20 protein-coding genes, 1 tRNA gene and 1 pseudogene are annotated in these 21,080 nt (G+C 58.5%); 12 read left to right on the top strand and 10 right to left on the bottom strand.

The features are described 5' to 3' along the window. Positions 1-173 precede the first annotated feature (173 nt). A complete protein-coding gene (locus tag NAV33_RS18710) occupies positions 174-1,109 on the bottom strand; it encodes a hypothetical protein (RefSeq protein WP_255982834.1) in 936 nt (311 codons plus the stop codon). 137 nt (positions 1,110-1,246) lie between these two features. On the opposite strand from NAV33_RS18710, the pseudogene NAV33_RS18705 reads away from it, so the two are divergent. Continuing rightward, positions 1,247-1,424, top strand: a pseudogene (locus tag NAV33_RS18705) (IS30 family transposase); the annotation flags it as partial. Positions 1,425-1,883: 459 nt separating this feature from the next. Here the strand turns inward: NAV33_RS18705 and NAV33_RS18700 are convergent. Continuing rightward, positions 1,884-2,132: a helix-turn-helix domain-containing protein gene (locus NAV33_RS18700; protein WP_255982832.1), complete on the bottom strand. Its 249-nt coding sequence runs from the start codon at positions 2,130-2,132 to the stop codon at positions 1,884-1,886. 121 nt (positions 2,133-2,253) lie between these two features. Here NAV33_RS18700 and NAV33_RS18695 point away from each other — a divergent pair, with 121 nt between their 5' ends. Both NAV33_RS18695 and NAV33_RS18690 read left to right on the top strand, forming a co-directional pair. Next, positions 2,254-2,772, top strand: coding sequence for a hypothetical protein (locus NAV33_RS18695; protein WP_255982830.1), 519 nt, complete (start codon positions 2,254-2,256; stop codon positions 2,770-2,772). Positions 2,773-2,809: 37 nt separating this feature from the next. Then, entirely contained in the window at positions 2,810-3,118 is a 309-nt protein-coding gene (locus NAV33_RS18690; RefSeq protein WP_255982828.1) for a hypothetical protein, read from the top strand. A 12-nt stretch (positions 3,119-3,130) separates the two neighbouring features. Here NAV33_RS18690 and mobA read toward each other — a convergent pair whose 3' ends face one another. From mobA to NAV33_RS18675, 3 genes are all read right to left on the bottom strand, one after another. Next, on the bottom strand, positions 3,131-3,433 hold the full coding sequence (gene mobA / locus NAV33_RS18685) for a plasmid mobilization protein MobA (RefSeq protein WP_255982826.1): 303 nt from the start codon (positions 3,431-3,433) through the stop codon (positions 3,131-3,133). An 849-nt stretch (positions 3,434-4,282) separates the two neighbouring features. Continuing rightward, the gene (gene trfA, locus NAV33_RS18680; RefSeq protein WP_255982824.1) at positions 4,283-5,254 is read right to left on the bottom strand and encodes a plasmid replication initiator TrfA; all 972 of its coding nucleotides are present in this window, start codon (positions 5,252-5,254) and stop codon (positions 4,283-4,285) included. A 68-nt stretch (positions 5,255-5,322) separates the two neighbouring features. Beyond that, positions 5,323-5,628, bottom strand: a complete 306-nt coding sequence (locus NAV33_RS18675) for a helix-turn-helix transcriptional regulator (protein ID WP_255982822.1) — start codon at positions 5,626-5,628, stop codon at positions 5,323-5,325. 109 nt (positions 5,629-5,737) lie between these two features. Here NAV33_RS18675 and NAV33_RS18670 point away from each other — a divergent pair, with 109 nt between their 5' ends. Then, complete coding sequence (locus NAV33_RS18670; protein WP_255982820.1) at positions 5,738-6,313, top strand: hypothetical protein; 576 nt, start codon at positions 5,738-5,740, stop codon at positions 6,311-6,313. 3 nt (positions 6,314-6,316) lie between these two features. Here NAV33_RS18670 and NAV33_RS18665 read toward each other — a convergent pair whose 3' ends face one another. Further along, positions 6,317-7,390 carry a site-specific integrase gene (locus tag NAV33_RS18665; RefSeq protein ID WP_255982818.1) on the bottom strand — a complete coding sequence of 358 codons (1,074 nt, stop codon included), beginning with the start codon at positions 7,388-7,390 and terminating at the stop codon, positions 6,317-6,319. A 113-nt stretch (positions 7,391-7,503) separates the two neighbouring features. After that, positions 7,504-7,580: transfer RNA gene (locus NAV33_RS18660), tRNA-Arg, on the bottom strand. Positions 7,581-7,907: 327 nt separating this feature from the next. On the opposite strand from NAV33_RS18660, the gene gabD reads away from it, so the two are divergent. From gabD to NAV33_RS18640, 4 genes are all read left to right on the top strand, one after another. After that, the gene (gene gabD / locus NAV33_RS18655; protein ID WP_255982816.1) at positions 7,908-9,356 is read left to right on the top strand and encodes an NADP-dependent succinate-semialdehyde dehydrogenase; all 1,449 of its coding nucleotides are present in this window, start codon (positions 7,908-7,910) and stop codon (positions 9,354-9,356) included. 344 nt (positions 9,357-9,700) lie between these two features. After that, positions 9,701-11,806, top strand: a complete 2,106-nt coding sequence (locus NAV33_RS18650; RefSeq protein ID WP_255982814.1) for a 3-hydroxyacyl-CoA dehydrogenase NAD-binding domain-containing protein — start codon at positions 9,701-9,703, stop codon at positions 11,804-11,806. 46 nt (positions 11,807-11,852) lie between these two features. After that, on the top strand, positions 11,853-13,049 hold the full coding sequence (locus NAV33_RS18645) for an acyl-CoA dehydrogenase family protein (protein ID WP_255982812.1): 1,197 nt from the start codon (positions 11,853-11,855) through the stop codon (positions 13,047-13,049). Between the two features lie 12 nt (positions 13,050-13,061). Then, positions 13,062-14,204, top strand: a complete 1,143-nt coding sequence (locus NAV33_RS18640) for an acyl-CoA dehydrogenase family protein (protein ID WP_255982810.1) — start codon at positions 13,062-13,064, stop codon at positions 14,202-14,204. Between the two features lie 388 nt (positions 14,205-14,592). On the opposite strand, the gene NAV33_RS18635 is transcribed toward NAV33_RS18640, so the two are convergent. Next, positions 14,593-15,495 (bottom strand): alpha/beta fold hydrolase, encoded by a 903-nt coding sequence (locus tag NAV33_RS18635; RefSeq protein WP_255982808.1) that lies wholly within the window; start codon positions 15,493-15,495, stop codon positions 14,593-14,595. A gap of 99 nt (positions 15,496-15,594) precedes the next feature. On the opposite strand from NAV33_RS18635, the gene NAV33_RS18630 reads away from it, so the two are divergent. Continuing rightward, positions 15,595-16,173 (top strand): TetR/AcrR family transcriptional regulator, encoded by a 579-nt coding sequence (locus NAV33_RS18630; RefSeq protein ID WP_255982806.1) that lies wholly within the window; start codon positions 15,595-15,597, stop codon positions 16,171-16,173. 14 nt (positions 16,174-16,187) lie between these two features. Here NAV33_RS18630 and NAV33_RS18625 read toward each other — a convergent pair whose 3' ends face one another. Continuing rightward, complete coding sequence (locus NAV33_RS18625; protein WP_255982804.1) at positions 16,188-16,970, bottom strand: IclR family transcriptional regulator; 783 nt, start codon at positions 16,968-16,970, stop codon at positions 16,188-16,190. Positions 16,971-17,550: 580 nt separating this feature from the next. Between NAV33_RS18625 and rpmB the strand changes: the two genes are divergently transcribed. Next, entirely contained in the window at positions 17,551-17,787 is a 237-nt protein-coding gene (rpmB, locus tag NAV33_RS18620) for a 50S ribosomal protein L28 (protein ID WP_025243688.1), read from the top strand. 11 nt (positions 17,788-17,798) lie between these two features. Then, on the top strand, positions 17,799-17,954 hold the full coding sequence (gene rpmG / locus NAV33_RS18615) for a 50S ribosomal protein L33 (protein ID WP_025243687.1): 156 nt from the start codon (positions 17,799-17,801) through the stop codon (positions 17,952-17,954). Between the two features lie 67 nt (positions 17,955-18,021). On the opposite strand, the gene NAV33_RS18610 is transcribed toward rpmG, so the two are convergent. Next, positions 18,022-19,341: an aspartate aminotransferase family protein gene (locus tag NAV33_RS18610; RefSeq protein WP_255982801.1), complete on the bottom strand. Its 1,320-nt coding sequence runs from the start codon at positions 19,339-19,341 to the stop codon at positions 18,022-18,024. Positions 19,342-19,545: 204 nt separating this feature from the next. Between NAV33_RS18610 and NAV33_RS18605 the strand changes: the two genes are divergently transcribed. Further along, on the top strand, positions 19,546-21,039 hold the full coding sequence (locus NAV33_RS18605) for an aldehyde dehydrogenase (protein WP_255982799.1): 1,494 nt from the start codon (positions 19,546-19,548) through the stop codon (positions 21,037-21,039). Positions 21,040-21,080: the final 41 nt, after the last annotated feature.

Below are 21,080 nucleotides of genomic sequence, written 5' to 3'. Positions count from 1 at the left end.
TGAGAAGACGGGCTCCGCCATCCACGCCTGTCCATTTTCTGGCTTAATGAGGCACGTCCTTCGACCGTTATGGATAGTGCACATCGGTGCCCAGCCGACAGGGATCGTTGCTCAGAGAGCGCCGACTAGCAACGGTTTTACACGCTCTGGGCCAGAAGCGGTCACTCGAAGCACTAGAGTTTCAGGAATGCACTGCAAATCATGCACAGCATCAGAATGGCCGTGGCGACGCCGGTTAATGTGGTTAGAGGTTTCTTCTCAATGTTCAAATGAGGCAGTATGACTTTTTTGATCTTATTGACTCTAACCATAAACCAGGCAGCTGTATACGCCAGCAAGTACATCCATAGCCAGACAGAGGTCATGAGACTTGAGATGAAAAAGACACCCTCGGGGAACATATAAGTGACCATTGTTTCGAATGGTGTATCAAGTTCAAAAGTGTTGCTGCTCGTATAGCGCCCTGACGATAAGTCAAAAGCGTTAACGGCTTGTACCCCCATTGTTATCTCAGTAGGACTTGTCCAAATTCTCAATGAGTCAGACAAGCCCAAGAAGAACTGATCCGAAAGAATATATTTGAATATAGAAAGGCCTACATAATACACCGCGACTGAACTCGCCAAATCTGTAATTGCAGCCAAGATAAAAGACTTTTTTCCTTTCGCTACGGTCATTCTGTAAATTTTTCTAGTCACGTTGATCGATAGATAATCGACGAGCAGAATCACGAGAAACGCTGTGATTGCTAGATTTCTCAAGTTCGGCGTTTGCGCTATCATGTGAAGCGCGTTTTTGAATTGAGGGAAGGTGTACCCATAATTCAACATAAAGCATATGCCCCACATAGAAGTCAGGATAACGCTTACTCCGAGGGAGCGAAGGGAGAAAATTCGCTTACCGAAGAGCGTGTTGTTCAGGCTCAAATAAATTTCTAAAACTTTGCGCGTCCCTTTCCGAAAATCGCCCGTCAATAAACGATGCCCCATCCTCGCTCGAGTCACTTCTGAGATCGTTTCCTCGAAAATAACTATTGCAGCGTGAAGTCCCACGATTGTGGTTAATACAATAAATAGGGAGCCTGGAAGGGCTTGAAGATGCTCGGACATTTTTTACCTTTGAAGAATTATGGGCAGCTCTCAAAAGATCGTTTGCTAAGCTGCCTTCCCGTCCCGTTGTGAACGTTTATGACAGGTTTCGCATTCGTGAAGACTGTCCGTAGCCTGGTTTAGGCCGGTGAAGCGCGAACAATGAAAACACCAACGGGCTGTTACGACAGTATTTCCCGAAGGGGACTAATCTCACGCTTTATTCGCAGGACAAGCTCGACGAGACTGCCCGGCAGTTGAACGAGCACCCCAAAAAATCCTGAGGTATGCGACGCCTGCCGAAAGGTTTAAACAGCTGTTGCGTCGACCGGTTGAATCCACAGCCGAAAGCGGCTATTGGCTAGCAGGCTGCTACCGGCCACTATGGCTTTTGTAGCCTGCAGCTGCTAGAAAGCGTCGGTCAAAGCGCTTGCAGCGAATGTCGACACGAATGCAAATGCTTGTTCGTGAAGGATGCAATATCTCGTCAAGTCAGCGCATTCACCCTTAACGAGAGTCTTCACCTAATGCGATATAGTCGCTAAGCGGCAAAACGCCACCATCTGGATACCTAACACACCATACTGCGTCGATCTTAACTACGTCAGGCAATCCAAGTGCAGCAGTCTCCTGCGCGGCCCTTGCGATAGCATCGGCCATTAGCTTGTTTGCATGGTCTAGCCCAATCTCTTCAAAGATGGATTTCATAACCCCAGTCCTCGCTAGGTAGTCGACCGAGCAGGTTCATTCCGTTCCAATCGCCCCCTGCTTCTGTTGCAGATGTCGCCGCGCACGTTATTTCGCTCCTAGCGCTTGTTCATAAGCTCTAGAAAAGCTCGACAGGTCGGTCCCTAGAACGAAGCATAGATCGCGCAGTTGCACGATATCCAATCTCCTCACTCCCCGCTCGACGTCACTCATGAAAGATTGTGGTCGCCCTAGGGCCGCAGAGCATTGAGCTTGCGTCAATCCAGACTTAGTACGCAGACGCTTTAACTGTTGAAGAAAAACCTCATATTCGGGCCTGTAGATAGCCTTGGTCATAGCCGCATGTCTGTAAGGGGCGGCTTACCAAGCTATATCTGCTTTTAAGATATCTGATTTTCAGATATTTTTGTTTCAACATCGATTCGAGGACGAAAGGATGAGATCGGCATGGGAGCTGTTGCGAGCGCTGTGGGCTGTCGGATGCATCCCGGTCGGGGCGCTTCTGCTGATTGTTTTAGTGCTATGTGGGTTCAACCTCGCATTCTTCCTAGGCATTAGCGGCGGCGCCGACCCGGTTGTGCGCTGGTTGTTTTGGACTTTGGTCTTGTATTTCGTTGGCGGGATTTGGTTGTTCTGGACGGTCGATCAACGCTATGCCGGCAAGCTGAAACAGCTAGCCGCAGAATTCCAAGCGCATGGCTTCCAACCTCAGGTCGAGGTATTTGCGAAGATGAGCGATGCCTATCTCGGAATTGATGGCTCATCACGCAGATTGCTGGCCTACCCCGTCGATGGCGCAGTGCATTTCTTCCAGCTAGATGAAATTAGATCTTGGCGCATTGTGCCGGTCGGGAAGCGCAATCATCGGTTAGAGCTGCTGACTAGCAACCTAAACATTCCGGTGTTCAGCCTTGCGCTGAAGCCAGCCGAGGTGCTTACCACCGAGGCCAGGTTGGCGACGATACTTGGCACCTAGGGCAGCGCCCCACGCACCATGCGAAAAGGATATCCACATGCTCAGCAGCAATACTCTGCTTTCAATCGCAGCAAATGTGTTGGCAAGCGACACGATTGAATCTGTCCTGCGATCGCCATCATTCCATGCTCGGGGGTGGAAGATACTCGACCGCTGGGCATTCAACAGCCCGATTCAGCTTCGCCAGCTAGAGGCCGAGGGGGAAGTCGTTCTGCTGGGAAGGCTTTTGGAGCAACAACAGATTGAGCATTTGGCATTGCTCGCGCCTGAAAGTCTTGCCCGGTACCGCCGTGGACTTGCAGAGCAGGAAATCCTGGCGTTGCATGAGATCTCCTTAGCTCTGTGAGCCGAAGCATGCTCAGTGCTCGATACGTTTGATGGCGTCGGCTATTTCTACCAGTACGTTGGCGTACTCTCTGGAGTGCACGCCATCACCCTGGCGGAATAGGTATTTCTGAAGCCCTCCAAGACGCCGCAATTCATTGATGATGTGCGCGTCGATTCGGCTTCTAGTCTGTCGCTTCAATGCGGCAGCCAACATGAATTGGCCAATGCTCATTCCGCTGTCGTGGGCCTTTTCGCGTACTAGCGCTTCTTCCTCCTCGAAACAACGAATTGCTGGCAGCCACCCGGTGCGCCGGCGTTGCTCGCTACGACTCATAAATATTCCTCTTCTAGGTGCTGGGGTCTCGGGGCTTGCCCTGAGCAAGGACGGTAGGCAAAAGCAGAGGGAGTGAAACGACTGGCGCGTGCCGGTTGTGAGTCGTCAGGTACTGGCGGTATCACAAACCCTACCTTGTCCCTGGGTTCTGCCTTTATAACGTTGACGTCCTGGTAAAAAGTTGAAGGATCAACTGCGCTGTCATGAGGAGATGGACTCGGGGATGTTCCGTTGACAAAAAGTCGAGGCTTGTAAGTATTCAATGAGTTGCACCGTTGAACGCGCAGGAGGAAGCGTGAGATACGGTTTCTGCCATTTCGAAGCCTCTGTCATCGTTGAACGCAGATGACGTATGAGATGCGTCTGCTTAATGTGTCGCTGGAGCTTGGGCGGCATGAATGATCAAAATCATTTCGGCCGGCTGGAGATCGCCAGGGATAAAAAGTGTGGATGGTCTGGTTGAGGCCCATGTTGATAGGTCCTGTAAATCTTTGGGAGCGCGGCATCTGCTGCTTGGCTGCAAAGTTGAACAGGTTTTGATGACGGGCTCCTTTCCTGCTGGCAAGGCTCTGCATTGGCGGCAGAAAGGAGCGAAGGCGTTTCACGCAAGGTCACTCCTCGGTGGCATACCTGACTACCAAGCATTCGTAGTATCAAGCTAGCCCCTGTAACTCAGACGGCCATTTGATTAACAACTGATTAATAACGGATTAGCGCCTCTTCGCCGATTGGCTCGAGCTTCAGCGGCATCTAGCCCGGAGCCTCGCGTGGACTGTGGGTCGCCTACCTGCTGGAACGGGTTTACCTACCCGCTAGAACGGCTAGGGCTACTCGTTGGAACGGCAATACCTACCCGCTGGAACGGTAATTCTGTGGCTGCTTCCGAGGCTTCTGCGGATCTTTCAGAAGGTGGCGTTGCTGGGATTTGCTGGGTTGTCTCACGACATCTACGAGATCACCGCGGATGGCATAGCTGAATGACTCGCCATGCGCCTCACAGGTAGAGCTCAGCGCACCGAGGGCGCGGCGCAAGGTTTGGGTGAATTTCCAGATTTCGTTTGCCTCGCTTCCACATAGCCGATGCAGAGTGGCCACCTTCATCGGAAAGGGCTTGGCGTGGCTGGAATAGAAGCCATGCAGCCATTGAGCAAGAGGCTGACCCTCCAGAGCAGAGCGAATGCTCCAGTCCACGTAGGTGAAGCCGTTACTGGGAAACAGTACATGCAGTTTTGCGTCGAGCATCACGACATACTCGGCGGTGGCATCGTCCTTGTACGCTTCTTTGATCAGGCTCCCTATATAGGTGAAACTAGTTTGGGTGATCTCTACAGCACATGCTTTGAGCCGCAACAACCGCTTATGCAGCAATTTTCGATTTTTGCCTGTGTCGGTCTTACCCATAAGTTTAAGCATGGCGTATGCCGTGAAGCGGCACTGTTCCATCGCCTGCAAACGGGCGAGATGCAGGACGCACTCCCAAACGGTCAGGTCGCCTTGGTCGAGCCGGGATCCGGTGTAATGGATTTCCAGCCCATCGAGTGATGCAACGTGCACCTGATCAAGATATTGCCGGCTACCCTTTTTGACTGCCCCGAACAGCGCCGACCGTAAAGCAGCATTTGGCACGCCGCGTACATCCTCTGGCCAAGGCTTTATTTGTCGCTTCTTAATGGCTAGTTCGCGCTTGGGCTGAACCTGGCTCTGCGCCGTCGCCCGAGCCGCAAGCCTGGCGATCATGGCTGGCGCGCCCCGTCCTATTGCAGAGGACGCTAAAGGGCTTTCTGAGAGCTGCTTGAAGTCCGATGCACCGTCGAAGGCCATCGTTTAGCTCCGGCCTGAGCGCGCTGTTCTACCTGCAGCATGCAGAACAATAGCAAGTGCCAGAGTTTTCACTTACGGCGCTCCACCTGCTCCTTCTTGGTGGGTCTACCAACCCGATGGAGGGTCTTGGTTGCCACTGCTGCCATGTCTGCTGAGGTTGAAATGCATTGAGGGCCTGAGCGCATCCATTGGCGCAGATCGCCCAAACGCCAGCGCAAGCGTGATAGGCCAGGTACCGGTTCAAGGCCAGGTAATTTGCGCTGCCGAACGGTGAGGATGCTGAAGCCGGTCAGGGCGGCCACCTCGGCAACGCCTATCAGTACGTCATCGCCGAGCTTCTGAATTTTCTGGATGGTTTCGTAGTCGATGCTCATGCTTGTTGTCGCCTGGATGCGTTGGAATGCCTCCAGTTTTCGCCAGCAGGTAGCGGTGTAACTAGGACAGGTTTTTGACAGACGCTGGCGTTAGCCGAAGAATGCGAGCATGCAGAAAATAGAATCAGCAACCCTGGGTGTGGAAGAGCATGAGGCCTTCGAGCTTGTCGCTCGCGAACTCCAAACTCATCACGCAAGCGGGCGGAAAAACTTTGCTGTGCGGGCACCGCTCAATTTGGTGAGCTACCTCTTCACCAGCGTTTTGCGAAAATCACGGCTTCCAAAAATTCAGCTAGAGGAGGTCATAGCAGGGCAGCGCCTCGTCCTCGAGGCAAGGAGCTTGCGGCGGTATCTCAGCGGTCAGGCTCGGATGACGTGGCCGACGTTCCAGAAGCTGGTTTTCTGGGCGCGAGCCCAGCAGTGGATAAGTGCCTGGATGTGTCGCGATCTAATATTGAGAGCTCACCTGCAGGAGGTTGCGCAGTTAAGCGCTCGTACGCTCCTGAACAATCGAAAGCGGCTAGTCAGCCCACATGTGATATCCAAAGAGCAGATGGTTAGAGGCTTCTACGAGAACCTAGTGCAGAAGGATCTTGAGCTTGAGGAAGTAGCAGCAGCATCTGTTCGAAGAAACAGCGAAATCAGGGAGCTCGCCTGCTCCCTGGGACTGGAGATGCTTGATTGATCTTTAGGCCAGCTTCGCCGCGAGTTCTTCTGCGGTGATGTTGTAATAGCGCTTCAGCATATTGACCTCCCGATGCCCGGTCACACTGGCCAGCTCGATCAGGTTGGGCAGTTTGGTGGCCAGGCGGCAAGTCGCTTCGTGACGCAGGTCATGGAAACGCAGGTCGAGCAGAAAGCCCTCCTGAGGCGGCAACTGCGCTTTCTCGCAATCCTCCAAGTATCGGCCCCGTGCCCTCGCCAAACCACGCGTAAAGGCCTTCTTAAGGGCGTCGGCGGTAGTGGGGAACACTCGCCCGCAAAGCGATCTGGGCAGCTGCTTCAATAACTGCGCAGCTTTGGGTGTGAGTGGTAGCGTTCTCGGTAAGCCATTCTTGGTGGAAGGCAAGTGGGCCGTCCGGCGATCCAGACTTACATGCTTCCACAGCAGTTGGAATATCTCGCCACGGCGCATGGCAGTTTCCAGCGCAAGCTGCACGATCGGGCGTATCCAAGGGTTGTGTGAGCCGTCGGCATAGGTGCCATCTACACGCCGCTCGAAATACTCCAGGGCGGCCAGCAGATACTCTTCTTCATCTGGGGCCAGGCGGCGGGAGCGCTCGTCGTTGTAACTCGGCCGGCTGACCATTCGCACAGGATTCTCTGCGATATGAATTCCCCACTCGCGGCGAGCGACCTCGATGACGCATTGAAAGAGTGCCAGCTCTCGCTTAACTGTATTGCCCTTGCGGACCTTCAAACGCTCATCGCGATAACGAGCAAAGTCAGAGGAGGTGAGGGTGGCAACGATCCGAGTAGCCAGTGGATGGCGCTTCAATGCTTCCAGCCGTTTGATCTCCGAATAAGCACCTTTGTGCTTTGGTGCGACTTCGGAAATATAACGATCAATAAGCTCATGGAAGGCGGTGCGCTCGGCCTCGACACGTGAGACGAAGATGCCCCGGTCGATTTCGCTTTCGATCATGCGTGCCCAGGCTTGGGCGTCGGCTTTGGTTTCGAAGGTTTTGCGCTGGGCTGGATAGCCCTTACGGCGAATTTGCGCTTCCCACTGATACTCGCCGCGATTCCTGATTGTTGCCATTTCGACCATTCCCGCCACGTTCAAGTGTGGCAAATTTGTGGCAAAAACGACTTTCAGGACTAGGACAGGTTTCTGTCAGAAGCGCTAACCCCTTGAAAATAAAGGGTAAGAGATGGCGCACCAGGCGGGATTCGAACCCACGACCCCTGCCTTCGGAGGGCAGTACTCTATCCAGCTGAGCTACTGGTGCGTTGCGGGGGGCAATCATACGCATGTCGTCTGCGGTCGTCCATGGCGGTTCGGCGGCTGCCAGGCGGGCGAATCAGGGCGTGCGGCGACGATTCGATTGGTCATCAGGCTGAGCTATAGCGCGTTAGTTTTTTCGAACATGGTGTTGCCTGTTATCAGGCGATAGGCCTAGCATCGTTCGAGATTTCAAACGTTCTGTCATGCAGCAGGAACCCAGGGGCTATCCCTCGTTCTGACCTAGGTCGGGCGGTTCCACTGCCAACTGCCCCGTATCGGCCTGACGGCCTTGGATCATTTCCGGCGCCGCGCCGGCTCTTAGGAGACTGCCATGCAACTCAAAGATTCTTCACTGTTCCGCCAGCAGGCTTATATAGATGGCAACTGGCAGGACGCCGACGGCGGCGAGACGATCAAGGTGAACAACCCGGCCAGCAACGAAATTCTCGGCACCGTGCCGAAGATGGGTGCCGCCGAAACTCGTCGCGCGATCGAAGCGGCTGAGCGTGCATTGCCGGCCTGGCGTGACCTGACCGCCAAGGAGCGTTCGCAGAAGCTGCGGCGTTGGTTCGAACTGATGATGGAAAACCAGGAGGATCTGGCCCGTCTGATGACGCTGGAGCAGGGCAAGCCGCTGGCCGAGTCCAAAGGTGAGATCGCCTATGCCGCCTCCTTTATCGAATGGTTCGCCGAAGAAGCCAAGCGTGTTTATGGCGACACCATTCCTGGCCATCAGAAAGACAAGCGCATTATCGTCATCAAGCAGCCGATCGGCGTGACCGCGGCTATTACGCCGTGGAATTTTCCGGCGGCGATGATTACGCGCAAGGCCGGTCCGGCCCTCGCGGCGGGCTGCACCATGGTGGTCAAACCTGCCAGCCAGACGCCATTCTCGGCACTGGCCTTGGCCGAGCTGGCCGAGCGCGCCGGAATCCCTAAGGGCGTGTTCAGCGTTATCACCGGATCGGCCGGAGACATTGGCAACGAACTGACCGCCAACCCCACCGTGCGCAAGATCACCTTCACCGGGTCGACCGAGGTCGGCGCCAAGCTGATGGCGCAGTGCGCGCCGGGCATCAAGAAGGTCTCGCTGGAGTTGGGCGGCAACGCGCCGTTCATCGTCTTCGACGATGCCGACCTGGATGAGGCCGTCAAAGGCGCCATGCAGTCCAAGTACCGCAATGCCGGGCAGACCTGCGTCTGCGTCAACCGCATTTACGTGCAGGACGGCGTGTACGACGCCTTCGCCAGTAAATTCCAGGCGGCCGTAGCAAAGCTGAAGATCGGCAATGGCCTCGATGAAGGTGTCGACATCGGCCCGCTGATCGACGACCGCGCTGCGGCAAAAGTCAAAGAGCATATCGAGGATGCCGTAGCCAATGGCGCTCAGGTGGTTACCGGGGGCAAAGCGCATGAGCTAGGTGGCAGCTACTTCGAGCCGACCCTGATGATCAATGTGCCGCACAGCGCCAAGGTCGCCAAGGAGGAAACCTTCGGCCCGCTGGCACCGCTGTTCCGTTTCAAGGACGAGGCCGAAGGTATCGCCCTGGCCAACGACACCGAGTTCGGTCTGGCCGCGTATTTTTACGCCCGCGATCTGGGACGGGTGTTCCGCGTCGCCGAATCGTTGGAATCGGGGATGGTTGGGGTCAATACCGGAATGATTTCTACCGAGGTGGCGCCTTTCGGCGGCGTGAAGTCGTCTGGGCTGGGCCGTGAAGGCTCCAAGTACGGCATCGAGGATTATCTGGAGATCAAGTATCTCTGCCTTGGGTTGTAAAAGCGCTGTGGTTGTTGGGGCCGTACTTCTATAGCGGCCCCAGGGTTCCGCTTTTGATCTGTAGGGCGCGCTTGCTCGCGATCAGCAACCGTTCGCGAGCAAGCTCGCTCCTACAGATGGTGCCCAATGTTGGGGCTGTTGACGTCCTCGATTCGCTTTCCCCTCCCGTTCCTTTTGCTCATTTCAATCGCAGAACGCTCAAGATGCCCTCTATGGTTATCCGAGCAGATTCACACCATGGCTTACCCTCGACATACGGAAATGACTCAACTATTCTGCTGTGCGAAACCTGATTCCGTGAAATAACAAATCCAATTCATCATTTCACAAAGCGGAGGCCAATCATGACGGATGTCGTACGGCTCGAACTTCAAGGCGAGATTGCCCTGATCACGGTCAACAACCCACCGGTCAATGCGCTCGGCCATTCCGTGCGCGAAGGTCTGCTGCAGGCCTTTCAGAGCGCTGAGGCGGATCCACAGGTTCGCGCCGTGGTCCTGGTCTGCGAGGGCAATACCTTTATTGCCGGCGCTGACATCAAGGAATTCGGCAAGCCGCCGCAGGCACCGAGCCTGCCGGAGGTGATCGAGGTCATCGAAAGCAGCAGCACGCCGAGCGTCGCAGTGATTCACGGCACCGCCTTGGGTGGTGGTTTGGAAGTCGCGCTGGGTTGCCATTACCGCATTGCTCGGCGGGACGCCAAGGTCGGGCTGCCGGAAGTCAAGCTGGGGCTGCTGCCGGGTGCCGGTGGCACGCAGCGGCTGCCACGTCTGGCCGGGGTCGCCAAGGCGTTGGACATGATCGTCAGCGGCACGCCGATCGGTGCGGCAGAGGCGGTGGAGCACAACATCGTCGATGAGCTGTTCGACGGCGACCTGAAGGAAGCCGGCCTGGCCTATGCCCGTCGCATGATCGAGGAAGGCCGCGCGACACGGCGCACGGGCGAGCAGACCCGCGGCTTGGAGGGTGCCGACATTGAGGCGCTGATCCGGGCCAAGCATGCCGAGGTGGCCAAGCGCATGCCTGGGCTGTTCTCGCCGCTGCGTTGCATTGCGGCGGTCGAGGCGGCGACCCAGCTGCCACTGGCCGAGGGCCTCAAGCGTGAGCGTGAGCTGTTTGCCGAGTGTTTGAACTCGCCACAGCGCGGTGCGCTGGTCCACTCCTTCTTTGCCGAGCGCCAGGCGAGCAAGATCAACGATCTGCCGGCTGACGTGAAACCGCGTGCGATCAAGAGCGCCGCGGTCATTGGCGGCGGCACCATGGGTGTCGGTATCGCCCTGTGCTTCGCCAATGCCGGTGTGCCGGTGAAGCTGCTGGAGATCAATGAGGAAGCGCTGCAACGCGGTCTGCAGCGTGCCCGCGACACCTATGCCGCGAGCGTCAAGCGCGGCAGCCTGACCGAGGAGGCAATGGAAAAGCGTCTGAAGCTGGTCACCGGCGTCACCGATTACGGCGCGCTGGCCGACGCTGACGTGGTGGTCGAAGCGGTGTTCGAAGAGATGGGCGTCAAGCAGCAGGTCTTCGAGCAGCTGGACGCAGTGTGCAAGCCCGGTGCGATCCTTGCTTCCAACACCTCGTCGCTGGACCTGAATGCCATCGCCGCCTTTACCAAACGTCCTGAAGACGTGGTCGGCCTGCATTTCTTCAGCCCGGCCAACGTCATGCGTCTGCTGGAAGTGGTGCGCGGTGAGAAGACCAGCCACGAGGTGCTCGCCACCGCCATGGCCATCGGGAAGCAGCTGAAGAAGGTGTCGGTGGTGGTCGGCGTCTGCGACGGCTTCGTCGGCAACCGCATGGTCTTCCAGTACGGCCGCGAGGCGGAATTCCTGCTGGAAGAGGGCGCCACGCCGCAACAGGTCGACGGCGCGTTGCGCAACTTCGGCATGGCCATGGGGCCGTTCGCCATGCGCGACCTGTCCGGTCTCGACATCGGCCAGGCGATCCGCAAACGCCAGCGTGCCGACTTGCCGGCTGATCGCGATTTCCCCACCGTTTCGGACAAGCTTTGCGAAGCCGGCATGCTCGGGCAGAAGACCGGGGCCGGCTATTACCGCTACGAGCCGGGCAACCGCACGCCGCTGGATAACCCTGAGCTGGCTTCTATGCTCGAAGCAGCCTCGAGGGAAAAGGGTATCGAACGCCGCGAGCTGGACGAGCAATACATCATCGAGCGGACGATCTACGCGCTGGTCAACGAGGGCGCGAAGATCCTCGAGGAAGGCGTCGCCCAGCGTTCCAGCGACATCGACATCATCTACCTCAACGGATACGGCTTTCCGGCCTTCCGTGGCGGCCCGATGTACTACGCCGACAGCGTTGGCCTGGACAAGGTGCTGGCGCGGGTCAAGGAACTGCACGCACGCTGCGGCGACTGGTGGAAACCCGCGCCGCTACTGGAAAAACTGGCCGCTGAAGGCCGCACCTTCACCGAATGGCAGGCCGGGCAATGAGCGCCGCCCGCCTGCAATCTGCCGATCGGACATCGAGGATCCATCCATGAATGTGAACTACACGGCCGAAGAGCTCGCCTTCCGCGATGAAGTGCGCGCCTTCCTGACTAACGAGCTGCCGGCGGACATCGCCGCCAAGGTCAAGCTCGGCAAGCACATGTCCAAAGAGGACCACCAGCGCTGGCAGCAGATTCTGGTCAAGCGCGGCTGGTACGCGCCGGGCTGGCCGGTGGAACTGGGCGGCACCACCTGGGGCCCGGTGGAAAAGCACATCTTCGACGAGGAGTGCGCCGCCTTCGGTGCGCCGCGCACCGTGCCGTTCGGCGTCAACATGGTCGCGCCGGTGATCATCAAGTTCGGCAGCCAGCAACAGAAGGACCATTACCTGCCGCGCATCCTTTCGGGTGAAGACTGGTGGTGCCAGGGCTATTCCGAGCCCGGCGCCGGCTCCGATCTCGCCAGCCTCAAGACCCGCGCCGTGCGTGACGGCGACCATTACGTGGTCAACGGCCAGAAGACCTGGACCACCCTCGGCCAGCACGCCAACATGATTTTCTGTCTGGTGCGCACCGACCCCGAAGCCCAGCAGCAACGTGGTATCAGCTTCCTGTTGATCGACATGAGCACGCCGGGCATCAGCGTGCGGCCGATCATCACCCTGGACGGGGACCATGAGGTCAACGAGGTTTTCTTCGACAACGTCCGCGTGCCGGTGGAAAACCTCGTCGGCGAAGAAAACCAGGGCTGGACCTGCGCCAAGTACCTGCTGACCCACGAGCGCACCGGCCTGGCCGGCATTGGCGCCTCGAAAGCCGCGCTGGCGCATCTCAAGCGCATCGCCATGAAGGAAGTCTGCGACGGCCGGCCAATGCTGGAAGACCCACTGTTCCGCGCTCAGGTGGCCGAGGTCGAGATGCAACTGATGGCCATCGAGATGAGCACCCTGCGCATCCTCGCGGCAGCGAAGGAGGGCGGTGTGCCCGGCGCCGAGTCCTCGATCCTCAAGGTCAAGGGCACCGAGATTCGCCAGGCCATCACCAGCCTGCTGCGCAAGGTCATCGGCCCTTATGCGCTGCCGTTCCTCGATGAAGAGTTGCAACTGGACTATGAAGGCGAGCTGTTGCACGCCGACTACAGCGCGGCGCTGGCCGGCGACTACTTCAACATGCGCAAGCTGTCGATCTTCGGCGGCTCCAACGAAATCCAGAAGAACATCGTCTCGAAGATGATTCTCGAGCTGTAAGGGGGCACCGCAATGGACTTCAAACTGACTGAAGAGCAGCAAATGCTGCAGGACACCGCGGCGCGTCTGGTGCGCGACGCCTACCCGTTCGAGCTGCGCGAGAAATTCAGCGAGTCGGAACTGGGCTTCTCGTCCGAATTCTGGTCGCAGCTGGGCGAGCTGGGCCTGACCGCCGTCCCGTTCGCCGAAGAGATCGGTGGCTTTGGCGGTGGCGGCGTGGAAACCATGCTGGTGATGACCGAGCTGGGCCGCGGCCTGACGCTGGAGCCCTACCTGCAATCGGTGATCTTCGGCGGCGGCTTGCTCAACCAGCTGGGCAGCGACGCGCAGAAAGAGAACCTGCTACCCCAGGTGGCGGCCGGTTCGCTGCAACTGGCGGTGGCTTTCGAAGAGCCGCAGAGCCACTACAACCTCAACGACGTGCAAACCCGGGCCGAGGCGGTCGACGGCGGCTATCGGCTGTCCGGGCGCAAGGCTGTGGTGATCGGCGGGCACAGCGCCGGGCAGATCATCGTCTCCGCGCGCAGCTCAGGCGGCAGCCGCGACGAAGCCGGCATCAGCCTGTTCCTCGTCGATCCGAACGCCCAAGGCGTCACCCGCCGCGTCTACCCGACCCTCGACGGACGCAAGGGCTGCGAGCTGTTCCTCGATAATGTGCAGGTGGGTACCGACGCGGTGCTCGGTGAGATCGGCAGCGCGCTCTCGGCGCTGCGCTATCAGCAGGGCCGTGCCATCGCTGCGCAGTGCGCCGATGCGCTGGGCAGCATGGACGAAGCCTGCAAGCTGACCCTCGATTACCTGAAGACGCGCAAGCAGTTCGGCGTACCGATCGGCAAGTTCCAGGTCCTGCAGCACCGCATGGTCGACATGCAGACCGAACTGGAGCAGGCGACCAGCATGGCGATCCTCGCCGCGACTTTTGCCGATGGTGAAGACAACGACGACCGCCGCCGCATCATCGCCGCCGCCAAGTACATCTGCGCCCGCGCCGCACGCAAGGTCGCCGAAGAGGCGATCCAGCTGCACGGTGGCATCGGCATGACCTGGGAATACAACCTCGCCCACCACGCCAAGCGCCTGGTCATGATTGCCCATCAGTTCGGTGACGACGACCATCACCTGAAGGCGTACGCCAAGCTTATGCAGGTAGCGTGATCGCCTGATCGCGGCACAGCAACCGGGCCCATGGCCCGGTTTTGCTTTTACAGGCATGTCCCCGGCGCTAAGGCATCACCCATAGGTAAGGAGGCAGAACGGCGCTTTTGTAGGTGGGCCGGGCGGCGTTCCGCTTCAGCCCACCGTTGTGATGCTGGCGGTGGGCTGAAGCCCACCCTACGGCACGGAATCGTAATACTGGAAACCCACTCTCAAGAGCGGGTTTTTGTGGCTGGGGATTCGCGAGCAAGCTCGCTCCTACAGTCAAGAATTTCCCCAGAAGGTAATTGCCTCGTTCCACCGCATTTGTAGGAGCGAGCTTGCTCGCGAAGGGACAACTGCAGTGGGTATGGCCTAAGACGTATTTCCTTTCATATCCAGGCGTCGGCTATCTCGCCGCTTCCAATGCAATCGCCTGGTCACGGCTGGCGCATTCGAGCTCCGGTAGCAGGTACTTCGACCAGAGCGTCGGTGTGAAGGTCTCGCGAAAGAACCCGAAGTGACCGATGCGATCTGCCCCGACTTCACTGGGGGCGATGCGCTGCATGCTCTTCGGTGCGCCGGTATAGAAGCCGTGCAACGACTCGGTGTTGCGCGCAGACATCATTTCGTCGTCGGTGAAGGAGAGCGAAGTCATCGGCGTTCGCACGGCGTCGAAAGCGCGTTGCATGGGCTCGCCTTCGACGCCGACCAGATATTCTGGATGCAGACACCAGCGACGCCACTGGCGTATCACGCCTGCCGGCAGATCACCGACCGCACCGATGCGATCGCCGGGAAAGTAGCCCGTCAGCGCCGTGAGCAGCGGAGCCAGCCCGTGCCAGAGCAGCCACGCCTTGCGGCGGATCTGTGGGCTGTTTTCGCGCCAGTAGCCGCTGCCGGCCGCGATGGTGACGATACGGGTAAGCCGTTCATGACCTTTTACCAGGGGTAGGATCTGCGCGCCGACGCTGTGGCCGATCCAGTACAGCGGTAGATCGTCAGCAGCTTCGGCCACTGCCGCGAGTACTGCGCTGCAGTCGTGCCGGGCCCAGTCGAGAATGTCGACCTGGAGCTTGCGCAGCGGCATCCGACGGGAGCGGCCCATGCCCAGGTAATCGAAGGTGACAACCAGATAGCCGCGGTCGGCCAGCCAGCGGGCGAAATCGGCGTAGAAACGTTGCTTCACACCCATCGCCGGTGCGATCAGCACGGCGCCGCGTGGCGCGCTGCTCGGTAGGTACCAGTAACTGGACAGAAGGTGGCCGTTGCCGTTGTCGATCGAACGCTCATCAGCCTGTATCGTCGCCATTTTGTTGTTCTCCGCACTATTTGAATTGCCTGAGCGATGCAGTATACGAACGGCAGAATATAATTCTAGAAAATTATTCTAGTAAGCTTTGGAGCCCGAATGGCCCGTAGTAGTCGCAAGCAGGAAATTCTTCAGGCCGCGCTGGCCTGTTTTACCGAGCATGGGGTGGAGGCCACCACCATCGAAATGATCCGCGACCGTTCCGGTGCGAGCATCGGCAGCCTCTATCACCACTTTGGGAACCGCGAGCGAATCATTGCTGCGCTGTATCTGGAAGGCATCGGTGAGTATGCCGCGCTGCTCGAGGCCGGGCTGATCGAGACGCTGGATGCCGAGGCATGCGTCAGGCTGTTCGTCACCAGCTATATTGACTGGGTCGTCGCGAACCCGGATTGGGCACGCTTCGTCCTGCACAACCGTGGGCGGGTCGAGGCCGGGGAGATGGGTGAACGACTGCGTGAGGTCAATCATGCCCATGGCGAGCGGGTCGGGGCGATCCTGCGGCGCCACCGTGAAAGCGGGGCCTTTCGACGGATGCCGGGCGATTGCTTTCTAGCGGTGGTCATCGGACCCTGTCATGACATGGCGCGCAATTGGCTAGCCGGGCGTTCGCGAACGAAACTGGCCGACTGTCGCGATCTGCTCGCCGAGATCGCTTGGGCCAGCGTCAGGGTCTAGTGGCAGCGCTAGGCTCAGACGCCCAGACTTTCGATATCGCGCGCGAGCATTTCCAGCTGGTGCGCCAGGGATCCCTTCAGGGTTTCCTCGCTGAGCTGGAACGACGGTGCGCCGCAGGTCAGCGCCATGATACTGCCATCGGCCAGGTGCAGCGGCACACCAGCGGCTTTCACGTTGCGGTCCCAATCGCCCAGTGACAGGCAGAAGCCGTGCTGACGGAACTCCCTGAACGATTCCTCCAGCGACTGCTGCATCGCCGGCCAGTCGTCGCCATACTTGGTTTCCAGTGCCGCCATTAGATGTTCGCGCTCCTTTTCCGGCGTGGCTGCTAGAAAGGCGCGACCAGCGGAGGTGGTGGCCAGTGGCAGGCGCACGCCGGCATCCATGCGCAGCGTCGAAACTTCGGCGGGGCGGCAATTCTCGATATAGATCATCGACAGACGATCGCGGCAGGTCAGACCGACCGTTGTATTGGTACGACGGGCGAACTCGTCCATATAGGGCTTGGCCAGCTGGCGCACACGAAGGTTGGAAACGTAGGCGTAGCCCAGTGCGAGCACGCCGGAGTCGAGCTGGTACTTCTCCAGCTGCTGCGAGTAGCTGAGGTAGCCGAGCTTGGTCAGCGTGTAGGTCATGCGCGACACGGTGGGTTTGGGCAGCCCAGTGATCCGAGCGATGTCCTGATTGCCCATCACCACCGAGCCGTGGGTAAAGGCGCGCAACACATCCAGGCCGCGGGAAAGAGCCTCGACGAATTTGCGGTCCTTGGGGCTCTCGGTATCTTCGATGTCGCTCATGGTGGTATCGGTTCTGTCTGGTAGTGGGCAGCGGGGGCGAACGATAGCAGATCGCCTTATTGACTGGCAGATTCCGCGCGCTGAAGCTGGCGTCGTTGTTATTGATGTACAAAAGTTAGCGCATAGTATCGTTTAACGACACAACATTTCGCACAGTAAAATGATAATTCACCCATGGTCCCGACAAGCTAACTTAACGGTTTGAAAGCCGTTGTACCGAAGGAGGTGTGGCGAAGCGTGACCGCGATGGTTCAAGCGACAGTTCGGTGTCATCCGTTCTTTATATTAAGGAAAGTAACCGTCTGGCAGCGCGACGAACGGCAGATCGCTGCAAGCCTGGCACAAGCGCCGTCTGCGGCGCGTTTGGGGTTGCACAGCTAGCAAGGAAAAGTCACTCCGCGCTTGTTGCTCAGGGAGCTTTCTGATATAAAGCAGCGCTCTTTTCTAGGGGCCCGGTTTCTTCGCATGCAGCGTAGCCGGTAAGACCCCAACGAAACGTGGCGCTGAGCGCCAAAAAGACAATTGAATTCAAGCGGCCAACCCATGCCGGGTTGGGCATGTGGTTTTAGAGGGCTGAGGCATGTCGAGAGTCTGTCAAGTTACCGGTAAGGGTCCGGTAACCGGGAACAACATTTCCCACGCGAACAACAAAACCCGTCGTCGTTTTCTGCCGAACCTGCAGCATCACCGCTTCTGGGTCGAGTCCGAGAACCGCTTCGTACGTCTGCGTTTGACCGCCAAGGGCATGCGCGTTATCGACAAGCGCGGCATCGACGCCGTTCTGGCTGAAATCCGCGCTCGCGGCGAAAAGGTTTAAGGAGAATTATCATGCGTGACCTGATCCGTTTGGTGTCCAGCGCCGGTACCGGCCATTTCTACACCACCGATAAGAACAAGCGCACCACCCCCGACAAGCTCGAAATCAAGAAATTCGATCCAGTCGTACGCAAGCACGTGATGTACAAGGAAGCTAAGATCAAGTAATTGATCGGCCCTTGAAGGAAAACCCGCCTCTCGGCGGGTTTTTTCGTTTTTGGCGATGCGGCTTCGGTCAGGCGGCCTTGCGAATGGCATCGGCCAGGCGCTCGATCATCGCATCGATGTGCTCGCGCTCGACAATCAGCGCCGGCGACAAAGCAATGGTGTCGCCGCTGGCGCGGGCCAGCAATCCATCCTCGAAACACTGACGGAATACCTCGTAACCGCGTTTGCCGACGCCATCGGCGTGAGCGGAAAACTGGATGCCCGCCACCAGGCCGACGGTGCGGATATCGGTCACGTTCGGCAGACCCTGCAGGCTGAACAGCGCATCCTGCCAGTAGCTTTCGATTTCGATGGCTTTCTGGAACAGGTTCTCTCGCTGATAGATCTCTTGGGTTGCCAGTGCGGCGGCGCAGGCTACTGGATGTCCTGAATAGGTGTAGCCGTGGAAAAACTCGATGGTGCTTTCCGGGCCATGCATGAAAGCGTCGTGAATCTTCTCGTCGACGAACACCGCACCCATTGGAATCGCGCCATTGGTCAGGCCTTTAGCGCAGGTGAGAATGTCCGGCGTCACGCCCCAACGCTGGGCAGCAAACGCCTCGCCAACCCGTCCGAAGCCAGTGATCACCTCATCGAAGATCAGCAAAATGCCGTGTTTAGCGGTGATCTCGCGTAGCCGCTGCAGATAGCCCTGCGGCGGTAGAACCACTCCGGCCGACCCGGACATCGGCTCTACGATTACCGCGGCGATATTTTCAGCGCCGTGCAGGGTGACCAGCCGCTCCAGCTCTTCGGCCTTTTCCACGCCGTGCTGCGGCAGGCCCTTGCTGAACGCGTTGCGCTGTAGGTCAAGGGTGTGCGGCAGATGATCGACGCCCGGTAACAGCGCACCGAAAGCCTTGCGATTGTTGGCCATGCCCCCCACTGAAATGCCACCGAAGCCAACGCCGTGATAGGCCAGTTCGCGACCGATCAAGCGGGTGCGGCTGCCTTGGCCTATCGCCCGCTGGTAGGCCAGCGCGACTTTCAAAGCGGTATCGGCAGATTCGGAACCGGAGTTGGTGAAGAACACACGATTGAGCCCGGCCGGGCTTATCTGCGCCAGACGTTCGGCCAGTTCGAATGGCAGCGGATGTCCCATCTGAAAGGTCGGTGCGAAATCCATTCGAGCGATCTGCTTGCTCACCGCCTCGGTGATTTCCCGGCGGCCGTGACCGGCGTTGCAACACCAAAGCCCCGCCGTGCCATCGATTACCCGGCGCCCGTCGGTGTCCGTGTAATACATGCCTTCGGCGCTTTCCAATAGACGCGGGCTGCCTTTGAACTGACGATTGGCAGTGAAGGGCATCCAGAAATGATCGGCAGATGCGGCGGGTTCGTTGGCCATGGCTCGCTCCGGAAAATTCGTGGGTTCGGTGTTCTATGCTCTAAGGAGGCACACGCCGCTCGCTTCGCGGCTCCATCGAGTCTATGTTTAATAAAACGAACAAAACAAGGCTGAAACCGCCATTTCGTAAAAAATATTGATAGGTCTGGTATCGCTGGTTTAGGGTGCCTTTTTTGATTATTCGACAAATACCGAGGATGCTCCATGACCACCCTGACACTCGCCGATTGGCAACAGCGTGCCCGTGACCTGCGCATCGAAGGACGGGCTTTCATCCAGGGCGAATACACCACATCCAGCGCCGGCGCCAGCTTCGATTGCATCAGCCCGGTGGATGGCCGGGTTCTGGCGCAGGTCGCAAGTTGTGACGACGCGGACGCTGACCGAGCCGTGATCAGCGCGCGTATGGCGTTCGAGTCTGGCGTCTGGTCGCGTTTGGCGCCGGCCAAGCGCAAGGCGGTGATGATCCGTTTTGCCGATTTGCTCGAAGCCAATGCCGAGGAGCTGGCACTGCTGGAAACCCTCGACATGGGCAAGCCGATCAGCGATGCACTGAGCGTGGATATTCCGGGTGCGGCACGAGCGCTGCGCTGGAGTGGCGAGGCGATCGACAAAATCTACGACGAAGTGGCAGCGACGCCACATAACCAACTGGGCCTGGTCACGCGCGAACCCGTTGGGGTGGTGGCGGCCATCGTGCCGTGGAATTTTCCGTTGATGATGGCCTGCTGGAAGCTTGGCCCGGCGCTGTCCACCGGCAACTCCGTAGTACTCAAGCCGTCCGAAAAGTCACCGTTGACCGCGATCCGCGTGGCGCAGCTGGCTATCGAGGCCGGTATCCCACCAGGCGTGCTCAACGTGCTGCCGGGCTATGGACACACCGTGGGCAAGGCGCTGGCGTTGCATATGGATGTCGACACCCTGGTCTTCACCGGCTCCACGCGGGTCGCCAAGCAGTTGATGATCTATGCCGGCGAATCGAATATGAAACGCGTCTGGCTGGAGGCGGGCGGCAAGAGCCCGAACATCGTCTTCGCCGATGCGCCCGATCTCGAAGCCGCGGCACAATCCGCCGCTGGCGCCATCGCTTTCAACCAAGGGGAAGTCTGCACCGCCGGCTCGCGTCTGCTAGTGGAAAGCGCGGTGAAGGAGCGTTTTCTGCCGCTGGTGGTCGAGGCGCTCAAGGGTTGGAAGCCGGGTAATCCGCTGGACCCGGCCACGAATGTCGGCGCACTGGTCGATACCCAGCAACTCGATACCGTACTCGGTTATATCCAGGCCGGTCGCAACGATGGCGCCCATGTGCTCATCGGAGGCCAGCGGACCATGGAAGACACGGGCGGCCTGTATGTTGAGCCAACCATTTTCGACGGCGTCAGCAACGCCATGAAGATCGCGCAGGAAGAAATCTTCGGCCCGGTACTGTCAGTGATCACCTTCGATACCGCTGCGGAAGCTGTCGCTATCGCCAATGACACCCCGTACGGCCTCGCCGCTGCGGTATGGACGGCGGATCTGTCCAAGGCTCACCTGACCGCCAAGGCGCTGCGTGCCGGCAGTGTCTGGGTCAATCAGTACGATGGCGGCGATATGACCGCACCGTTCGGTGGCTTCAAGCAGTCGGGCAATGGCCGCGACAAATCGCTACATGCATTCGACAAGTACACCGAGCTGAAAGCGACCTGGATAAAGCTTTAAAAAGCCGCTTGAAGCCGGACAGCCCGCATGGCGCGACGCCG

This window comes from Stutzerimonas stutzeri, assembly GCF_024448715.1.
Taxonomy (GTDB): Bacteria; Pseudomonadota; Gammaproteobacteria; order Pseudomonadales; family Pseudomonadaceae; genus Stutzerimonas; species Stutzerimonas stutzeri_AR.
This window is presented reverse-complemented; position numbering and strand designations above follow the sequence as displayed.

What these genes read in the sequence shown, in the direction of transcription:
- NAV33_RS18710 (WP_255982834.1), bottom strand. Translation starts at nt 1,109, where the DNA reads ATGTCCGAGCATCTTCAAGCCCTTCCAGGCTCCCTATTTATTGTATTA.
- NAV33_RS18700 (WP_255982832.1), bottom strand. Translation starts at nt 2,132, where the DNA reads ATGACCAAGGCTATCTACAGGCCCGAATATGAGGTTTTTCTTCAACAG.
- NAV33_RS18690 (WP_255982828.1), top strand. Translation starts at nt 2,810, where the DNA reads ATGCTCAGCAGCAATACTCTGCTTTCAATCGCAGCAAATGTGTTGGCA.
- mobA (WP_255982826.1), bottom strand. Translation starts at nt 3,433, where the DNA reads ATGAGTCGTAGCGAGCAACGCCGGCGCACCGGGTGGCTGCCAGCAATT.
- trfA (WP_255982824.1), bottom strand. Translation starts at nt 5,254, where the DNA reads ATGGCCTTCGACGGTGCATCGGACTTCAAGCAGCTCTCAGAAAGCCCT.
- NAV33_RS18675 (WP_255982822.1), bottom strand. Translation starts at nt 5,628, where the DNA reads ATGAGCATCGACTACGAAACCATCCAGAAAATTCAGAAGCTCGGCGAT.
- NAV33_RS18670 (WP_255982820.1), top strand. Translation starts at nt 5,738, where the DNA reads ATGCAGAAAATAGAATCAGCAACCCTGGGTGTGGAAGAGCATGAGGCC.
- NAV33_RS18665 (WP_255982818.1), bottom strand. Translation starts at nt 7,390, where the DNA reads ATGGCAACAATCAGGAATCGCGGCGAGTATCAGTGGGAAGCGCAAATT.
- gabD (WP_255982816.1), top strand. Translation starts at nt 7,908, where the DNA reads ATGCAACTCAAAGATTCTTCACTGTTCCGCCAGCAGGCTTATATAGAT.
- NAV33_RS18650 (WP_255982814.1), top strand. Translation starts at nt 9,701, where the DNA reads ATGACGGATGTCGTACGGCTCGAACTTCAAGGCGAGATTGCCCTGATC.
- NAV33_RS18645 (WP_255982812.1), top strand. Translation starts at nt 11,853, where the DNA reads ATGAATGTGAACTACACGGCCGAAGAGCTCGCCTTCCGCGATGAAGTG.
- NAV33_RS18640 (WP_255982810.1), top strand. Translation starts at nt 13,062, where the DNA reads ATGGACTTCAAACTGACTGAAGAGCAGCAAATGCTGCAGGACACCGCG.
- NAV33_RS18635 (WP_255982808.1), bottom strand. Translation starts at nt 15,495, where the DNA reads ATGGCGACGATACAGGCTGATGAGCGTTCGATCGACAACGGCAACGGC.
- NAV33_RS18630 (WP_255982806.1), top strand. Translation starts at nt 15,595, where the DNA reads ATGGCCCGTAGTAGTCGCAAGCAGGAAATTCTTCAGGCCGCGCTGGCC.
- NAV33_RS18625 (WP_255982804.1), bottom strand. Translation starts at nt 16,970, where the DNA reads ATGAGCGACATCGAAGATACCGAGAGCCCCAAGGACCGCAAATTCGTC.
- rpmB (WP_025243688.1), top strand. Translation starts at nt 17,551, where the DNA reads ATGTCGAGAGTCTGTCAAGTTACCGGTAAGGGTCCGGTAACCGGGAAC.
- rpmG (WP_025243687.1), top strand. Translation starts at nt 17,799, where the DNA reads ATGCGTGACCTGATCCGTTTGGTGTCCAGCGCCGGTACCGGCCATTTC.
- NAV33_RS18610 (WP_255982801.1), bottom strand. Translation starts at nt 19,341, where the DNA reads ATGGCCAACGAACCCGCCGCATCTGCCGATCATTTCTGGATGCCCTTC.
- NAV33_RS18605 (WP_255982799.1), top strand. Translation starts at nt 19,546, where the DNA reads ATGACCACCCTGACACTCGCCGATTGGCAACAGCGTGCCCGTGACCTG.